A 16,892-nucleotide genomic window follows, 5' to 3' on the forward strand; every position below is an offset into this window, starting at 1 on the left:
AAATTTGTGAATCAACTCTCCTGAATAATCATTTTAATAAATTGTTATAAGTAAATTATAACTTATAATGTGGCATTATTTATGTCACATATCCTATTTCTTACAAATAAACATGCATTAATCACTAAACTTAACCATTTCCCCATACCAACCATAACTCTCCTCCAAAAACAACCTACTCTCCCCACTATCCTTATAATAAGAATTCCACCCCCGCTCCCTCAAAATCCCCTTCCAACTCTCACTCTCAACCATCCTCTTAATCACACCATCCCAATAAGCAACCTCTTCCTCCGTCATATCTTTCGGACCCATAATCCCTTTCCAGTGCTGGAAGATGACGTTGATGCCTTGTTCTTTCCAGGTTGGGATTTCTGGTAGTCGGTCTAGGCGTTTTGGTGCAGATACGGCTAGTATTTTTATTTTGCCGGCTTTGTATTGTTTTTCGGCTTCTGATAGGGTCATGGTTGCGGCGTTTATTTGTTTGTTCGTTAGGGCGTTTATGGTTTTTTCTTTGTTTTCGTAGACGAAGAATTGTAGTTCGGCTGGGTTTATGCCGAATGCTTTGCTTACTTGTACGAATGATAGATGATCGTCGTTTCCTAGGCCGGGGGCAACACCGATTTTAAAGTTTTGCTTCTCTTGTTTTAGTTGTTCCATGAATTGTTTTGCGTTTTCTATGCTAGAGTCTTTTGAGACGACAACGACTTCCCAATCTGATGCGAGTGTCGCGAGCGGTGTGAAGTCTTTATATGTTAGTTTACTGTGGCCTAGTAGGTTGTTCGTTATGAGTAAGCTTGAGTTAATTGCCAGTACGTGACCGCCTTTTTGTTTCGTATATTTCCATCCGACGTCACCGCTGCCACCTACTTTGTTTGTGACAGTAATTGGTTTTGTGAAGATTTTTTCTTCTGTCAGTGTTTTTTGCATCGCTCGCGCTGTTAAGTCCCATCCTGCTCCTTGAACGTTTGGTGCAACGATTTCTACTTTGTCGATGTTCACTTTATTTGTTTCGGATTTCTCCGAGGAACAACCAGCTATTACTCCTGTCATAATCCATATACATAGTAATAATCGCTTCTTCATAGTCCTCGTCCTATGCGATATTTTCGTTCTGGTCGTCCGATAATGCCGTATGTGTACTCTACTGTGCATTCATTTGTCGCTACCAAGTATTCTAAATATCTTCTTGCGGTTGTTCGGGAGGCACCCATTTGTTCTCCCATTTCTTCTATTGTAATGCCCTCGTCGAATCCTTTTATAATTCCTTTCACTTTTTGCAGTGTTAACGGATCAACACCTGTCGGTAAGTTTTTTATGTCTTGTGTTTGCGAAATGCCGAAGAAGTTATCGATAAGTGCTTGATTCACTTCATTGTTACTATGTAATAATTGCTTCTTTCTTTTATAGTCTTCAATTGTGCGAACGAATTTTTCTAACGTGACCGGTTTTATAAGGTAGTTGCTTACGCCGTTTCGAATTGCCTTTTCTAGCATATGGTTTTCATTTGCCGCAGTAACCATAATGACGTCAACGTTTGGAAAGTCTGCATGAATTTTCGGCAATAAGTCTGTTCCGATTCCGTCTGGTAAGTAATTATCTAATAGAAGTAAATCGATTTCTTCCTTTTGTAGTAGTTCCATCGTTCCTTTCGCGTTCAATGCTTTTCCAACCACTTTTACGTCCTTTATTTTTGATAAAAACTCTTCCTGAATTTGTGCGACGCGGAAATCATCTTCTGCAATTGCAACCTTCAACATATGCCCATCCCCCTGTTTGTTATGTACTTTCTCTCAATGTTTTCGGAAGGTAAATTGTAAAAATCGCTCCCCCATTTTTCTCGTTTTGAATCTCAATTGTTCCCTCTAGTAGATCTACCATTTCTTTCACGTTTGCTAGTCCGTAACCACGATCATTTCCTTTCGTTGAAAACCCTTTTTGAAAAATAGTCGTCATTTTTTCTGCCGGTATTCCTGCTCCACTATCTATTACTTCAAATACAATGTCGTGTCCAATATCCGTAACGAAGAAAGAAACACTCTTCTCCTCTTGCCCACTCACCGCATCAAACGCATTGTCGATTATGTTTCCAAGGATCGTAATAAGGTGCGACACCTTTATATGGTCTGGTAACGGATGAAGCGCACTATCTCCTTCAATATGAAAATCAATTTTCTTCTCAGATGCTGTTCCGATTTTCCCTAATAAAATAGCTTGTACTTTCGCATCATGAATTTGATGGAATAAAATATGGTTTTGGCTTTGATGAATGTTAGATTCTTGCTGAATAAATTCAATCGCTTCCTTGTAATGTCCTAGCTGAAGTAATCCCGATAAGACGAAAAGTTTATTTGTGAATTCATGTGTTTGAGCGCGTAAGTCCTCCGAATACTTTCTTACCTCAGATATTGTATTCACTAAGTTTTGCAGTTCTGTTTTATCTCTAAAACTACATACAACGCCTACCGTACTGTTATTTTCGAGTATCGGCGTCCTATTTAAAATAAACACTTTATCTTGAAACGCGATTTCTTGATCGTTTTCTAGCACTCTTTCCATATTAAATTCTGGTAAAACTTTTGAAATGTGCTGCTGCATATAATCACCATTCACATGTAACATCTCTTCTGCCGACGTGTTCATCATCGTAATAAAACCGTTTTGATCGATAGCGATAATTCCTTCTTTTATAGATAGTAGTATCGCGCTTCGTTCCCTGTATAGCGCTGCGATTTCATTCGGTTCCAAACCGAGTGTATCTTTACGAATACTACGTGCTAAAAGAATGCCACCAACAATGCCGGCTAGTAATACAGCTAAGGAAAAGAGTATAATCTCTTTCGTTCTGCTTAATATGTTAGATTCAATACCTTTGATTAGAAACTCTACTGTCACAACACCTACGACTTGATCGTAGTCTCCGTTATGAACAATAATGGGTGCCTTCGCCATTAAAGCAGGACCAATTTCCCCATTTCCTTCGAGCGTATAATAGCCGCCAAAAGTGAGTGCTTCATAGTTATATGGATTGTTACTCTTTGTACCAATTAACTCCGAATTAGAATGGGAATACATAATCCCAAAGCGATCTTCTATAATGACATAATCTGCGCCAGCTTGCTCACGAACTTGTTCCGCAATGGATTGAATCGTACTTTTATGCTCGTTATTTTGAAAAGCTTCTTTTATAGCTGGCATAAAAGAAAGCGACTTCGCTGTTTGTAGTGCTAACTGCTCCACTTGGCGCTTCGTATCAACGGACTGAATGTACACAAATATTCCTGCTAATAGGAGAACGACAAATAAAATTAACGTAATAATTAAGCTTACTATTTTCGTTTGTAATGTCACTTTGCGTGATTTCTTCATATTTCATATCCTTTGATAAAATATTCAAAACTATCAATCTCCTTTTTCTATTATTATGACAAAACGAATAATGAAGCAACTATTAAAACTCTCCATGTACATAAAGTACAAAAAGAATAAAATTGTCATAATATTGAGATTTCGTCCTACAGACAGTACAATTCAACTATAATGAACACGCTTTCATAATTATTATTTTTATTTATAAGCACGAGGAGGAATGATTATGGCTCAAGCAAAATCTAATCGAGTCGCCGGCAATATTTTCAAAGGTTCCGTCGGTAATTTAATTGAATGGTATGACTGGTACGTTTACTCTGCTTTCGCTGTTTACTTCTCAGCAGAGTTCTTTCCTAAAGGAGATCCAACGAGTCAGTTACTCAACACAGCAGCTATTTTCGCAGTTGGGTTTTTAATGCGCCCTATCGGAAGTTTATTAATGGGACGCTATGCAGATCGGCACGGACGCCGGGCAGCATTAACACTTTCCATTACGGTTATGGCGGGTGGTTCTTTAATTATCGCCTGTACACCTAGTTACGAAAGCATCGGGATTATGGCACCAATTATTTTAGTTCTTGCCCGTTTACTGCAAGGATTATCACTTGGCGGAGAGTACGGAACTTCCGCAACGTATTTATCTGAAATGGCTAGTAGTGGACGCCGTGGCTTTTATTCAAGCTTCCAATATGTGACGCTTGTAGCTGGGCAAATGGTTGCGTTAGGCGTTCAAATTGTTCTTCAGCAATTACTAAGCGAACCAGATATGAAAGCTTGGGGATGGCGCATTCCGTTCATTATTGGGGCGATGGGCGCAGTAGCTGTATTATGGCTTCGCCGCACGATGGATGAATCGGAGCAGTTCGCAAACATAAAATCACAAAAACGCGAAAGCGCAGGAACCGTTCGCGCACTTATGAAACACCCGAAAGCAGTATTAACAGTAGTCGGTCTAACATTAGGTGGTACTGTCGCATTCTATACGTACACAACATATTTACAAAAGTTCATGGTAAACACAGTCGGTCTTCCGAAAGAAGTTGTAAGCTGGATTAACTTTGTCGCACTACTTATTTTCGTCGTACTTCAACCAATTGCAGGGCTACTATCCGACAAAATTGGACGTCGCCCACTATTAATGGCATTCGGTATTCTCGGAACATTACTAACAGCGCCAATCTTCTTCTTCATGGAAAAAACGACAGAACCAATCGTAGCATTTTTACTCATGATGGTCGGTCTTATTATCGTTACTGGTTACACATCGATTAACGCAATTGTAAAAGCAGAACTCTTCCCAACTGAAATTCGCGCACTTGGCGTAGGTTTACCATATGCACTAACCGTTGCGATATTTGGCGGAACAGCAGAGTTCATCGCATTATGGCTAAAGAGTATCGGAATGGAATCACTATTCTACTTCTACGTAGCTGGATGTATCGCGATAAGCTTTATTACGTATTGGCGTATGGCTGAGTCATCGAAGACTTCGCAAATTGAGGCGGAACTTGGTGATGGGGACAATTTAGTTAATAATAAATCTATTTAAAATTATGTATTCTATGTTCTTCGTTTATCTGAACTCGATTTACTTTATCTAAGAAGGCATAATTCATTAATATATAATTTAAAAGCCTTCGGATATTGATTCTATAAACAAAAGATATGGCGATGTTGCAAGAAATCGTTAATCATAATACACCACAAATTACACTTAAATACATTGGTATCAATAAAGAAGAAAAGGATAATGTCCTTGATGCATTCCTTATTTAATCCAAAAATATTAAAATATGAATACTATAAGAATTAACTATCTACTTCCCATCAAAATTATGGTAACCCTATTAAACCTGGGGTTACCCCTTCTACCTTTGCCCATTCAAACGAGCACTCAACTAACATTTGATTCTTACACTTAATTTTTAATAAACCTTCTTCTATCGTATTTATTTCAAAATAATCAATTATATTTTCTGTCCCTAAACCGTTTATTGTTAAATTATGAATAGTAAAGAAAGATATCTCTACATAAATTACATCCCACTTATTCCATCGTTTTGGCTTATTTCCGATATTTTCCTTTTTATCAATTAAATAACTAAAGTAGGACCATCTCTTTTAAGACGCACATCTAATAACTCTAATTCTTCAAACTTTGGTATTTTCCCAAAAATACTAATTAACGCTTGTGGATTTAAAAATTTAAATTGATCAATCATTTTTATACTCCCTATTTTTTATTTCTCTTCTCAAAATAATAATGATCCTCCATACCATCTACCTGTCCTGTTCGTGTATTGTATTCAGGTCTTATATTATTATGCGGTGGCTGATCTCCAATTCCACCGTCTCCAAACTTATGCCCCTCTGAATGATCTTGAATTATTATTTAATGAATACGATTAGTTATATAATTAAAAATAAAATTGTTAAACAAATGTTGAGAAATATCAAATTTCAATTTCCATTATATTCTATTCTTGCTATCATTTAATGTAACTATTCAGAAAAGGAAGGGATTATATGCATGTTCCAGTGAAGGGGAATGAAAAGGTTACAAAGTTACTTAATGACTGGTATCAATTAATGCTACAACAACAACTTTCAAAAGTAACAAACTTAAAACAAGAACTTGATGAATATATTAAAATTTTAAAAACTGAAGAAAACGCAGAACTACAAGACCAAAACCTATTATTATATTACTCTCTATTAGATTTTCTTTTTAAAACACTTACCGATAGATTCAGTATCACTAAAAGTAGTTTTGATAAAATTGATTCTTTTGAAACTCCGACTGATGGTTTCTTGGCTTATTATTATCATTTTTATAAAGCTGTACATTTCATGATACTCACTGACCATAATGAGGCACAAAATCATTATGAAAAAGCTGAATCTCTTTTGAAATATGTTTCCAATGAAATCGAACAGGCTGAATTTCAATCTAAGTTAGCTTTGTTTTACCATAACACCTACGAACCACTTTTAGCTATTCGTTATGCAACTACTTCAAAAGATATCTTCTCTAAACACCAAGGTTATGAAAGTAATGTAGCTTCTTGTGAAAACACAATCGGAATGAGTTGTGTATCTCTAAAACAATTTGAACAAGCCGAGGAACATTTAAATGCTGCCTTAAACTTATTAAACAAGAATAACGAAGAAACATTAATTTCATTAGTCCGCCATAATTTAGGTTGGTTATATTCAAGTCAAAATCTTTCTGAATCAGCTATTCGTCACTTATCAGAAGTAACAGAGAAAATTCCTAATCATTTTAAAGCTATTTTCCTACAAGCTAGAGAATATTCTAAGTTAGGTGAAACAAATATTGCCTCTGACCTGATTGAAAAAGGTTTAAAAATTTGTTTAAACCTAGAGAATGAAGAATACACGCATCACTTTACCATTTTAAAAGCACTAAATAACAATGCTTCTATTGAAGAATTAAAAAGAGTAACTATTGCAGGTATTTCCTATTGCAAAAGAGAAACACTTTGGGATTATGTAGAAGAATATGCAGAACTGTTAGCAACTAGATTACATACTGCGTGTGACTACCAAACATCTAGTAACTATTTCTGTTTAGGTCTTGAAGCAAGAACAAAATTATTAGCTAAAGGGGCGTTAAAGTAATGAAAAAGCTTGGTTTAACGATAATGAGTTTAGCTGCTACAGGTATTATGTCTTTCGGATTAAGTACTATTCCTGAAACACAACAAACAGCAAAGGTAGAGAACGTTAATAAATTACAATCAACACATGGAGAAGGCTGGTCACCTCAAAGACCTGACTTAGCGTATAGTCACGGTAATAGTGGCGGTGCACCTACTTACGATCATGGAAGACCGCCTGCACCACAAGCTTAATTGTTTCGCAAAGAAAGTCATACTACTTGTATGGCTTTTTCTTTATTTTAGTTACTTAACCCCTACATTTTTATCTAATTTGCTTTTGCTGATATAGAAGAGGGAAAAGATATAGAAGCATAAAGTGAAACTTTAATCAACTCTCACCAATCGGGCTTTTACGGGCAGCCCGACGCTACCTAATTTCTTTGCTTTCGCTGAAATTTGAGGTGGGGGGTCTTACTGCCCGGCAAATAGTGGGATAAACACTATTTAATTTGTTCCTTATACTCATGGTTAACAAGTACATACCATTTTCCTGTATCAAATTTTTCTTTATTAATCACGTAAACTTTATTTTGTCTCTTTACCTCCCCTGGTTTTAATTCCTTAGTAATAGTAGAGGTCTCACCTTTTTCAACCTCATAACTACTAGCTGCCCACACATCACTTTGGTAAGCATTATCATTTTCATCCACTAAATCCACTGATGGTAAAACGGCTAATTTCATCGATTCGTTTGTAATGTTTTTCCCTTCTACTTCTAAAACAATAAAGACATGTCCATTTTCAGGTTCTTGGAATCCTATGCTTTCTTTACCAACCTTATCTCTTTCTACAACTCTTTTTACAGTTACATCAAATTTAGGTGTATGAAAATCCTTGTTTACAGCATACTCTTTTTCTTTTACTTTTGATTTCTCTTTTGTTTGTTCTGTATTTTTCTGCTTTGCATTCTCTTTCGTTTTCGCCTCATCAGTTGTTTGCACTTTCTTTTCTTCTTGTTTAGAATTGGTTTCTTTAGATTCTGAAGAAGTTTTGTCGGATGTATTGCCGCAACCAGATAAATTGAATACTAAAGCACCACCTAAAATACATGTAGTAAATTTTTTCAACACCTCTTTTTATCCCCCAATAACACGATATGTAAATTCCCTACTTATCATAGCAAAAAACACGATCTTAAATTGTTGCATCGTGTCGAATAATTAAGAATAATCAATTGTTTTTACATAAAATAAGAAGACCACGAATAGGTAACCTCATAAAATGAGTTAAAAAACTAGTAGCCTATAGAAAATGCCTCTAAAATGATTGTTATATATAATCGAAAATGTAGAATGAAATTAAAGACAAAAAACACATTTAGGAGGTTATCATGACATTTGAGGAATTGAAAAAAACAAACCAACAACCTCATGGGTTGAGTATGATGAAGATGGGGAATTTTTCACCGAAGAAAATATAAGTGCAACAAATAAGGTTCTTGACACTTACATTAACAATTTACAGCAACTAGGAGAGAATCCAACCGAAGCCGAAGTCATGCAATTTGTTAAAGAGGTAGTTATTCAAATAAATGAACTAAATGACGAATATGACTACTTTATCGAAACAATGGAAAGAGAAGATCTCTATGAATTTATCGATGCAGCTGCACGAATAGCTGGCTTAGAATCCGAGGAAGATATAACTGAAGAATGGCGGAAGTGGTAAAAAAGCTGCATACGTTGTATCTAAATTTACTCCTTCATAAAACTTTGTCCCTTATTCTCCAATTGGAAAATAAGGGACAAACAAAGACAATCAAATACTGATATATATTAAAATCTCCACTCATTTCCCATTACTTTAAAATACAGCTTTTCAAATCCCCTAAAATACTTACTGTACATACTTAACATTTCAATATATGTATGAATAACTTCGCTTAAATCAAAATGAACACCGTCTTTAGCTAAGTCATAGCTATCATCTAAACTATATAATTCAAAGTATTCCGCCTTCCGATAGACCCCCCTGTTGACTAAAAGTCTGGCGGTGCATTTAATTGATTCTTCAATCGTCAGTTCATGTTCTTTTAGTTTTTCATGAATGACGGAAAGTGTTAATTTAATAGCGTATTCTTCATCAACCGTGCTACTAAACTCAAATAACTTCCCTTCCATATCATCTATCTTTGCTTTAGACACTAAGGATATCTCAATTAATTCATATGGCGGACTATCACTTGCTTCAATTAGTTTATCACACCATTGAATTACTTCATTTTTTCTCCACAATCCACAGCAAAGCCCTAAGCCATAAATACGAGTTAATTTCCGAACTAAATCCAAATTTTCTCACCTGCATTTTTGTTTAATTTTAACACAATATATGATACATCGCGTTTGAGATGCATACACGCATTATAAACAAAAAGACCACCAAAAGGCAGTCCCTCAAAACTCAATCCTATTCCCACCCCCACTCTCCACCGCCTTCTCATACAAATACTTCGCAACGATAATATCCACTACCGCCAAACCAACCGATTTAAAAACAGTAATCTCTTCATCGTTTTCGCGGCCTGCTTTTTCACCGCTTATAATTTGACCAAGTTCAGCGTGAATGTCGCTTGCTTCAAATAAACCTTCTCGCACTGGAACTTGAAGGTCCCCTGTCTCTTCTAATGCTGCTTCTTTCGATTCTACTACTACTTTGTTTGCGCCCGCAATGGCATGGGATGGTAGTTCTTGCATGTTCGGCCTGAATGAGCCGACGGCGTTTACATGGACGCCTTTTTGTAGTTTTTCTGAGAAGACTGGTGTGGATGCGTTCGTAGTTGTAACGATGATATCTGCTTCGCTTATTGCTTCATTTGCATTTTTGTGAACATAAGCAGGTTTATTGAATCTCTCTTGTATATATTGCGAGAATGCGTATGCTTTTTCTTCTGTTCGATTGTATAACATGACTTTTTCAATATTTCTAACCGCAAATACTGCTTCAGCAATTCCCTTTGCCTGTTCTCCTGTCCCGATGATGCATAAAGTTTTTGCGTTATGACGAGCTAAATGTTTTGTCGCTACTCCTGATAATGCGCCTGTTCGAATCATCGTTAAGTAGGACCCTTCTAAAAGTGCGAGCGGTTCTCCCGTTTGAAAGTCTGATAGCATCACAATCCCGTTTATTGTTTTCCTTCCTATCTTTTTGTTCTCAGGGACTACTGTTACTACTTTTAAGCCAATTGCCTCAAGCCCTTCCGCTACTGAAGGCATAATTAATGCCGTATTTTTCCCTTTCGCAAATGGCAATGAGCCGCGAATTGGCGTGATTGTTCTTTCTGCGGAAAATTCTTTTAAAGCAAGCGCCGCGTATGCAATGACTTCGTTCATATTTACTAAGTTTCTTTGTTCGTTCGCGCTTATGACTAGCATATCTTTCCACCTCCTCCTTCTATCCTAACAAAAATCCCCGGTTCAAATCATCTCTCGGGTCTACAACGAACTGATGAAATCCTGTAATAAATGCATTCCCCGTTACTTTCGGAACGACAGCTTCATATGTATGTACCGTTGTTACCGACAATACTTCTCCCTCGAATTTCCCATCAGTAATGCATTCATGGACAAAAATTTCTCCCTTTTGTAAAGCATCTTTTTCAAAAAGAGTTGCGATTCTTGCGGAAGTTCCTGTGCCGCAAGGAGAACGATCTACTTGCCCATCAGCGAAGATTGTTACATTTCGCAACGTTGCGCCTTCCCCTTTCGGATCATCCGAGAAAATAACGCCGTATATTCCTTTTAACCCTTCTTCAAGTGGATGTTTTACTTCCATTTGGCTCTCGATGTAGTGCTTAATTTTACCGCCCCACGTTTGAATAGCAGCTAAGTCTTTGAAATCAACTTTTAAGCCAAATTCTTTACTATCTACTACTGCATAAAAAGCTCCGCCAAACGCGATATCTACTTGAAATTCATAGTCATCTATTTTAATAGGAACGTCTTTTTTGTATACAAATGAAGGGACATTTTCAAATGATACGGACTCTACTTCGCTCCCGTTATATGTTGCGTACGCAATGACTTCCCCAGCAGGGCTATCAATAATAAACTTTTGTTTTGTTTCAAACATACCAGTTTCAATTCCGACTGTAATAACAGCGATAATGCCGTGACCACACATCGTACTCCATCCTTCGTTGTGCATAAATAATACGCCAAAATCAGCGTGAGCACTCGCAGGCGGAGTAATGATACAACCGTACATGCCGTGATGTCCTCTCGGTTCATACATAAGAACTTCGCGAAGGTGATCCAAATGTTCCATACAGTATGCCCGTCTTTCTAACTGCGTTTCTCCTTTTATTTCTGGCACGCCGCCTGTAATAATTCGAAGCGGTTCCCCAGCTACGTGAGCATCAATTGTCGTGTACACTTTACTAACCTTCATTTCTATCTCTCCCCTATATGTTGGTACTCTTTTTATTGCAAATATCATGCCAACGCATAGGGTATAAAGTGAAACTTTAATCAGTGGGGGTTTTGTTCATCCCCCACTGATTATCAGCCCTCACCAATCGGACGTTTACGAACAGTTAATCTCCCACCTAACTTCTTTGCTCCAACTGAATTTTGAGGGGGGAGTTTTACTGTCCGTTAACGCGGGATAAATTTGTATACATTGTTTAAAAAAGCATACAGTACTGTCTATTTTTTTATACACGGTTCAGGAGCTATTTTATGGAACACCTTGATACAGCCAGGCTTATTATTTTCAATGGAAAGTTACTTCCCCCTGCCACATATACTGTTCAAAAGCAAAAAGGAAGTGATCTCATGTACTACGGAACAAAGGGTTGGTACGTAGCCGAACTAAAAAAATTAGGTGTGCGTTACCACGAAGGGCGAAAACTAGAAAGTTACCGCGGACATATCTTACGCAATTTACTCATTGCACAACAGGAGAAATTAAAAGAACAGTAATATACTATTGTAGCGATATCGACTTACCAACAAATGCCGACAAATCACTCCTCCATTCCACCAACCAATCACACATCAATACAAACTAAAAAAAGGTCACCCAAACGGGTGACCTTCCTTTCTTATTCACAAACAAGAATTTGTCTAGAAAATGATCCTTTTTTTGTAATACAGCGATCTGTAATTTCGAATCCTGCTTCATGGATCATGTCGTCCATTGTTTCCATCGTGACAACGACTACCTTTTTAGCGATGCGGCGCGCGCTTGAAAGAATAGAGAGCTGGTCTTCCGGTGTTGCATGCGTAAATAAGTCGTACGGCATATCAATAATGGCAACGTCGTAGTTCTCAGTAATTTCCTCGATTGGACCTTTTGTTACTGTTCCTTCCAATCCGAAATGCGCGATATTTTTTCTCGTTCCAAGAACTACAAGTGGATTTATATCTCTACCAACGATGTTAATCCCCATAGAAAGCGCTTCTACTACTACTGTTCCAATACCACAGCACGGGTCAATTGCTCGTACTCCCTCTGGATTTGGCACCGCGATGTTTGCAACTGATCTCGCAACACGTGTGCTAAGAGATGTCGAATAACTATGCGGTTTTTTTATGTGATGATACCACACTGGCTCACTTTCTACATAGTGCCCGAAGTACCAGCGTCCTCCAAGAGGAACAATCCCGAATACACGCTCTGGATTACGAACATCCGCTTCTCCTTCAATATGCATACCAAGGTCGCGTTCAATAAGACGCCTTTCTCCATATTCAATTTTATTCTCCCCAACGAGGTCATTAATTTTAACGAAGATTACTTTAAATGTCGCTCCTGCCAAATCAATTTGTTCTACCTGTTTTAAAATGCTTTCTAAGTCGTCTCCTTCGTACATAACCTCAACGCGCTCTTTTATAAACGCACTTCTACTTGGATCAATTTTGACATCACTTTTCAAAATATTAACATGAGACTCCATTCCAAAGAACGAGCGCATTTCCAAGTAACATAAAGCACGCTCCTCCTCACGAAATGCATACGTATATATACATGCAGGTGTTTTACTATGATTATTCAATCTATTATCATCCTCTATATCGTTATAATTACAATACTTTTTCATATAAAATTAAATGATATCACATGCCGGAAATAAAGAGAAACGTTAATAAATAAAAGAGACTGCCTATTGGCAATCTCTTTTAATTTATTAACGGAAAGAAGATACGCTATTACCCTTCGCTTCGTAATAATCTAAAATACCTTGATAAATCGCTTCCGCTGCAGCTTGTCTCTGTTTTGGTGTAGCAATTTTATCTGCATCACTTTTATTATCTACAAATGCTAATTCTGTTAATACAGCTGGCATTGTATTTTCTCTAGTTACATATAAGTCCTGATGTTTTATACCACGATCTTTTGTTCCAAGTGCTGCTACAAGACGGTCTTGAATTTTTTGTGCTAATAACATACTGTCTTCTACATGCGGATTCGTTACTTTTGCTCTTGCTGACTGATAATATAATGTTTCTGTACCTTGTCCATTTTTATATTGAGAGCCATTAGCATGAATACTTACAAAGATATCTCCATTATGTTCCTGTGCAAACTCTACTCGTTTTTTCAATGAATCTGTTGAGTTTACTCCTGGACGTGTATTATCTGTACGAGTGAACATAACAGTAAATGGTGCCTTTTGCTCAAATATTTTCTTTAATCGTAATGATACATCTAATACCGTTTCGCTTTCTTTCTCGTAATAACCAACATTACCTGAGTCAATTCCACCATGACCTGGATCAATAATAATCGCTTTACCTTCTAAGAAGTTCTCTTGCTTCACTGGGTTTAATTGGTTTTTATCAACCCACTGGAAACCAGCGCCTACGCGGATTCGAATCCAGCTGCCACTCTCTTCCATAATCGTTACTGTTTGTGCATTATATGTACCTAGCACTTTAGAACTATGTGAAGCTGTTTCATACGCAGTAAAGCCTTGATTAATCGTTTCTGTTTTTTCTTGTATAGGTGTCCACTTCTCACCTTTACTTGTTACAATTTTTAACCAGCCATCTGCTCTTTGTTCTTTCACTACAACCATTTGTGGCTTATGTTGAACATCAGTAATACCAGATGATAATGATGGTTGATGATATGTAATAAAGTTTCTGTTCATATACATTCTTTTTGATGTATCTGTTTTATTTTGATCAGCCATCGCAATAAACTGAGCTGCTTCTGCACGAGTTACAGTTCCTTCAGGCTCCCAGCCATTTCCCGTACCTTTAGAAATCTCTAAAGCTACTAAAATATTAGCTTGTTTCTTACCCCAATGAGGTTCCAAATCTTTAAACTGTGTTGGAAGTTCTCCAATAATTTTCTTATCTAATGAATATGCTTGTACTAACATAGATGCCATAGATGCACGGTTAATTTGGCTTGATGGATTGAATTTACCAGTACCATCTCCACTAATTACACCTGCTTTTTCCACTGCAGCAATGTACGGAGCTGCCCAATGGTTTTGTGCATCTTTAAAAGATGGCTTTGCTTTTGGATCAATTGGTAACCCAAGAACGACTGCTAAAATTTTTGCAGCTGATCCTCTATCTACTGCTTCGGATGGAGAAAACGTTCCATCAGGCTTTCCATCAAGCGCTTTTTTTCCTACTAAATAATCAACTGATTCTTGCGCCCATGTAGGAACATCCGAAAATTTCTTCGCTGCTGCGAAACTACTTATTGGAGACGATAATAAACTTGCGGCTAAAATACCTGCCGCGACTGCACGATACTTCATAAAAAATAATACTCCTCTCAACAATCATTATTTAATAACGCGTAATCTTAATATACAAATTATATTGAATTCAGACAAAAAAAATTAGTGCGCCTCTATTATTTTATAATACTCGAATTATGTAGTAAACCTACTTTCTTAATATTGTAAAATAAAGTACAATTAATTTACTTTTCGTTAAATAAAGTCGATTTCTCTGCAAACAAAAAATAGGCTACCTCTGGCAGCCTATTTCTTTTCTTATTCCGCAATCATCTCTGATAATACATATGCATAAACCAGTGCTTCTGTATGTGCAATCGAACTTTCATGTGTACGCTCAAATGCATGGGAAGAATCAATACCCGCTCCAATTAATGCATGTTTCACATCAAATCCAGCGTGAATCGCAGCCGATGCATCCGATCCATAGTACGGATAAATATCTACTTTATATTCAATATTGTTCGTTTTCGCAAGCTCTACTAAATGTTTACGCAGTGCATAATGATACGGACCGCTAGAATCTTTTGCACAAATAGATACTGTATATTCATCAGATGCTTGTCCATCACCTAATGCTCCCATATCAACCGCTAAATATTCAACCGTTTCTTCTGGAATGTTAGAGTTACCACCGTATCCAATCTCTTCATTATTAGAAATTAAGAAATGAGTTGTATATGGTAATGTTACGCTTTCGTCTTGTAATCTTTTAATTAATTTTAATAGAATTGCAACACTTACTTTGTCATCTAAATGACGCGATTTTATGTATCCACTCTCTGTAATTTGAACGCGTGGGTCAAATGAAACGAAGTCTCCTACTTCTATTCCTAATTCGCGTACTTCATCAGCTGAAAATACACGCTCATCAATACGAACTTCAATATTTTTCTCATCGCGTTTCGCTTCACCTGCATCTTTATATACATGCACAGATGTTTGATGCATTAAAATCGTTCCTGTATACGTCTTACCGCTTGATGTTTCAATTTCGCAATATTCCCCTTCTACCGAGTTCCAGCGAAATCCACCAATCATAGAAAGACTTAGACGACCGTCAGGCTTAATTTCTTTCACCATCGCACCTAACGTATCAACGTGTGCTGTTAATAAACGGTGCTGTGCATCATTTTTCCCTTTTACTGTTAAAATAAGAGCGCCTTTATTATTACGCTTCGTTTCTACGTTCCACTCACTTACATAGTTTTCAATAAAACGAATGATTTTCTCTGTATTTCCAGACGGACTCGGAATAGAGACAAGCTCCTTAATCAGTTCCATCGTTTCTTTCGTATGATGTGCCATTGTCGTTTCCTCCTCATTTTTCCTATTATTTAGTATACAAAATTTGCTAGAAAACCTCTACTCATATAGCTTAATTTTCTGAACTGTAGTAAAATTCACTTTAGTATACAAAAGGAGTTATACAATATGAATATATCAAAAAAATATGTACACATTGCACTCATTTGGTTTTTAGCATCATTACTTTGTTTACAAGTTTCTTATGCAGTTCATACTACTACTTCTATTACAATTGGCTGGGTAGTAACAGCTATCTTCTTCATTATTAGTTTAATTGCAACAAAAAAGCATAGCGTTAATGAGTAACGCTATGCTTTTCCTACAAATCTATTCTTCTGAAACATCTAATAAATAAATGCCTCTTTCAAATCCACCGCGCTCTATTTCTTTTTGCTTACGAAGACGCTCTACATCTTCAATTGTTGCGCCTTCTGCACGCGCTAATGAAATAATTACTTCCAGTGCATCTGCAAGAGAATCAAGCGCATGTTCACGCTCCTTCATAGAAGCAAATTCACGAATTTCTTCTGTTCCAATTTTCGCTAAAGCTTGTATATATGCTTGTCCTGTTAACTTTTGTGCTGTATATGTTTTTCCAGACATTAAAATCTTCTCTGGAACACGATCTCTTACTAACTTGTTATATGCTGACATCATTTATCCTCCTATGTTTATCTGCCTTATAAAATAACCACTCTTTTTTCACATCCCGTTCTTTCTTCACTTCACCTGAGAAAGCAAAAATTAGATGCCTTTCAAAGAATAGTGCAGTCCGTACCGCAAAGAGATGGTGTACTATACAAAGCATAATATGTAAGTAAAATAATAACGAT

General features: G+C 36.9%; 18 protein-coding genes and 2 pseudogenes. 7 read left to right on the forward strand and 13 right to left on the reverse strand.

Going from position 1 to position 16,892, the window contains the following annotated elements:
* Positions 1-117: 117 nt before the first annotated feature.
* The 3 genes from COL05_RS04910 to COL05_RS04920 are packed head-to-tail and all read right to left on the reverse strand — an operon-like array spanning position 118 to position 3,369.
* The gene (locus tag COL05_RS04910) at positions 118-1,086 is read right to left on the reverse strand and encodes a tripartite tricarboxylate transporter substrate binding protein (RefSeq protein ID WP_098667791.1); all 969 of its coding nucleotides are present in this window, start codon (positions 1,084-1,086) and stop codon (positions 118-120) included.
* Entirely contained in the window at positions 1,083-1,760 is a 678-nt protein-coding gene (locus COL05_RS04915; protein WP_098667792.1) for a response regulator, read from the reverse strand. Before COL05_RS04915 ends, COL05_RS04910 begins: the two co-directional genes overlap by 4 nt.
* A 19-nt stretch (positions 1,761-1,779) precedes the next feature.
* Complete coding sequence (locus COL05_RS04920; protein ID WP_098667793.1) at positions 1,780-3,369, reverse strand: ATP-binding protein; 1,590 nt, start codon at positions 3,367-3,369, stop codon at positions 1,780-1,782.
* 226 nt (positions 3,370-3,595) lie between these two features.
* Between COL05_RS04920 and COL05_RS04925 the strand changes: the two genes are divergently transcribed.
* Both COL05_RS04925 and COL05_RS04930 read left to right on the forward strand, forming a co-directional pair.
* Entirely contained in the window at positions 3,596-4,918 is a 1,323-nt protein-coding gene (locus tag COL05_RS04925; RefSeq protein WP_098667794.1) for an MFS transporter, read from the forward strand.
* Between the two features lie 116 nt (positions 4,919-5,034).
* Positions 5,035-5,145 carry a site-specific integrase gene (locus COL05_RS04930; protein ID WP_142337352.1) on the forward strand — a complete coding sequence of 37 codons (111 nt, stop codon included), beginning with the start codon at positions 5,035-5,037 and terminating at the stop codon, positions 5,143-5,145.
* 57 nt (positions 5,146-5,202) lie between these two features.
* Here COL05_RS04930 and COL05_RS04935 read toward each other — a convergent pair.
* Together COL05_RS04935 and COL05_RS04940 are read right to left on the reverse strand one after the other, a co-directional pair.
* A pseudogene (locus tag COL05_RS04935) lies at positions 5,203-5,591 on the reverse strand (immunity 50 family protein).
* Positions 5,592-5,602: 11 nt separating this feature from the next.
* Complete coding sequence (locus tag COL05_RS04940; protein WP_098667919.1) at positions 5,603-5,761, reverse strand: HNH/endonuclease VII fold putative polymorphic toxin; 159 nt, start codon at positions 5,759-5,761, stop codon at positions 5,603-5,605.
* Positions 5,762-5,895: 134 nt separating this feature from the next.
* Between COL05_RS04940 and COL05_RS04945 the strand changes: the two genes are divergently transcribed.
* Both COL05_RS04945 and COL05_RS04950 read left to right on the forward strand, forming a co-directional pair.
* Positions 5,896-7,011, forward strand: coding sequence for a tetratricopeptide repeat protein (locus tag COL05_RS04945; protein WP_098667795.1), 1,116 nt, complete (start codon positions 5,896-5,898; stop codon positions 7,009-7,011).
* A complete protein-coding gene (locus tag COL05_RS04950) occupies positions 7,011-7,244 on the forward strand; it encodes a hypothetical protein (RefSeq protein ID WP_098667796.1) in 234 nt (77 codons plus the stop codon). Before COL05_RS04945 ends, COL05_RS04950 begins: the two co-directional genes overlap by 1 nt.
* A 248-nt stretch (positions 7,245-7,492) precedes the next feature.
* Here COL05_RS04950 and COL05_RS04955 read toward each other — a convergent pair whose 3' ends face one another.
* A complete protein-coding gene (locus COL05_RS04955) occupies positions 7,493-8,122 on the reverse strand; it encodes a hypothetical protein (RefSeq protein ID WP_098667797.1) in 630 nt (209 codons plus the stop codon).
* 260 nt (positions 8,123-8,382) lie between these two features.
* Between COL05_RS04955 and COL05_RS31735 the strand changes: the two are divergent.
* Positions 8,383-8,720, forward strand: a pseudogene (locus tag COL05_RS31735) (hypothetical protein).
* A gap of 107 nt (positions 8,721-8,827) precedes the next feature.
* Here COL05_RS31735 and COL05_RS04960 read toward each other — a convergent pair.
* The 3 genes from COL05_RS04960 to COL05_RS04970 all read right to left on the reverse strand — a co-directional run bounded on the left by COL05_RS04960 (position 8,828) and on the right by COL05_RS04970 (position 11,438).
* Positions 8,828-9,340, reverse strand: a complete 513-nt coding sequence (locus COL05_RS04960; RefSeq protein WP_098667798.1) for a protein kinase — start codon at positions 9,338-9,340, stop codon at positions 8,828-8,830.
* A gap of 105 nt (positions 9,341-9,445) precedes the next feature.
* Entirely contained in the window at positions 9,446-10,423 is a 978-nt protein-coding gene (locus COL05_RS04965) for an ornithine cyclodeaminase family protein (RefSeq protein WP_098667799.1), read from the reverse strand.
* 19 nt (positions 10,424-10,442) lie between these two features.
* On the reverse strand, positions 10,443-11,438 hold the full coding sequence (locus COL05_RS04970) for a proline racemase family protein (RefSeq protein ID WP_098667800.1): 996 nt from the start codon (positions 11,436-11,438) through the stop codon (positions 10,443-10,445).
* 290 nt (positions 11,439-11,728) lie between these two features.
* On the opposite strand from COL05_RS04970, the gene COL05_RS30865 reads away from it, so the two are divergent.
* The gene (locus COL05_RS30865; protein WP_142337353.1) at positions 11,729-11,971 is read left to right on the forward strand and encodes a YflJ family protein; all 243 of its coding nucleotides are present in this window, start codon (positions 11,729-11,731) and stop codon (positions 11,969-11,971) included.
* Positions 11,972-12,093: 122 nt separating this feature from the next.
* Here COL05_RS30865 and COL05_RS04980 read toward each other — a convergent pair whose 3' ends face one another.
* From COL05_RS04980 to COL05_RS04990, 3 genes are all read right to left on the reverse strand, one after another.
* The gene (locus COL05_RS04980) at positions 12,094-13,047 is read right to left on the reverse strand and encodes a TRM11 family SAM-dependent methyltransferase (protein WP_098667801.1); all 954 of its coding nucleotides are present in this window, start codon (positions 13,045-13,047) and stop codon (positions 12,094-12,096) included.
* A 132-nt stretch (positions 13,048-13,179) separates the two neighbouring features.
* Complete coding sequence (locus COL05_RS04985) at positions 13,180-14,769, reverse strand: N-acetylmuramoyl-L-alanine amidase (protein WP_098667802.1); 1,590 nt, start codon at positions 14,767-14,769, stop codon at positions 13,180-13,182.
* Positions 14,770-15,009: 240 nt separating this feature from the next.
* Positions 15,010-16,059, reverse strand: a complete 1,050-nt coding sequence (locus COL05_RS04990) for a M42 family metallopeptidase (protein ID WP_098667803.1) — start codon at positions 16,057-16,059, stop codon at positions 15,010-15,012.
* Between the two features lie 126 nt (positions 16,060-16,185).
* On the opposite strand from COL05_RS04990, the gene COL05_RS04995 reads away from it, so the two are divergent.
* The gene (locus COL05_RS04995; RefSeq protein WP_001027099.1) at positions 16,186-16,365 is read left to right on the forward strand and encodes a hypothetical protein; all 180 of its coding nucleotides are present in this window, start codon (positions 16,186-16,188) and stop codon (positions 16,363-16,365) included.
* A gap of 21 nt (positions 16,366-16,386) precedes the next feature.
* Here COL05_RS04995 and COL05_RS05000 read toward each other — a convergent pair whose 3' ends face one another.
* A complete protein-coding gene (locus tag COL05_RS05000) occupies positions 16,387-16,713 on the reverse strand; it encodes a nucleoside triphosphate pyrophosphohydrolase (RefSeq protein ID WP_001277353.1) in 327 nt (108 codons plus the stop codon).
* Between the last annotated feature and the right edge of the window lie 179 nt (positions 16,714-16,892).

The sequence above is a fragment of the Bacillus sp. AFS059628 genome, assembly GCF_002571225.1.
Classification (GTDB): Bacteria; Bacillota; Bacilli; order Bacillales; family Bacillaceae_G; genus Bacillus_A.

Excerpts from the sequence above, each read along its gene's own strand:
- COL05_RS04910 (WP_098667791.1), bottom strand. The coding sequence starts at position 1,086 with ATGAAGAAGCGATTATTACTATGTATATGGATTATGACAGGAGTAATA.
- COL05_RS04915 (WP_098667792.1), bottom strand. The coding sequence starts at position 1,760 with ATGTTGAAGGTTGCAATTGCAGAAGATGATTTCCGCGTCGCACAAATT.
- COL05_RS04920 (WP_098667793.1), bottom strand. The coding sequence starts at position 3,369 with ATGAAGAAATCACGCAAAGTGACATTACAAACGAAAATAGTAAGCTTA.
- COL05_RS04925 (WP_098667794.1), top strand. The coding sequence starts at position 3,596 with ATGGCTCAAGCAAAATCTAATCGAGTCGCCGGCAATATTTTCAAAGGT.
- COL05_RS04930 (WP_142337352.1), top strand. The coding sequence starts at position 5,035 with ATGGCGATGTTGCAAGAAATCGTTAATCATAATACACCACAAATTACA.
- COL05_RS04945 (WP_098667795.1), top strand. The coding sequence starts at position 5,896 with ATGCATGTTCCAGTGAAGGGGAATGAAAAGGTTACAAAGTTACTTAAT.
- COL05_RS04950 (WP_098667796.1), top strand. The coding sequence starts at position 7,011 with ATGAAAAAGCTTGGTTTAACGATAATGAGTTTAGCTGCTACAGGTATT.
- COL05_RS04965 (WP_098667799.1), bottom strand. The coding sequence starts at position 10,423 with ATGCTAGTCATAAGCGCGAACGAACAAAGAAACTTAGTAAATATGAAC.
- COL05_RS04970 (WP_098667800.1), bottom strand. The coding sequence starts at position 11,438 with ATGAAGGTTAGTAAAGTGTACACGACAATTGATGCTCACGTAGCTGGG.
- COL05_RS30865 (WP_142337353.1), top strand. The coding sequence starts at position 11,729 with ATGGAACACCTTGATACAGCCAGGCTTATTATTTTCAATGGAAAGTTA.
- COL05_RS04985 (WP_098667802.1), bottom strand. The coding sequence starts at position 14,769 with ATGAAGTATCGTGCAGTCGCGGCAGGTATTTTAGCCGCAAGTTTATTA.
- COL05_RS04990 (WP_098667803.1), bottom strand. The coding sequence starts at position 16,059 with ATGGCACATCATACGAAAGAAACGATGGAACTGATTAAGGAGCTTGTC.
- COL05_RS04995 (WP_001027099.1), top strand. The coding sequence starts at position 16,186 with ATGAATATATCAAAAAAATATGTACACATTGCACTCATTTGGTTTTTA.
- COL05_RS05000 (WP_001277353.1), bottom strand. The coding sequence starts at position 16,713 with ATGTCAGCATATAACAAGTTAGTAAGAGATCGTGTTCCAGAGAAGATT.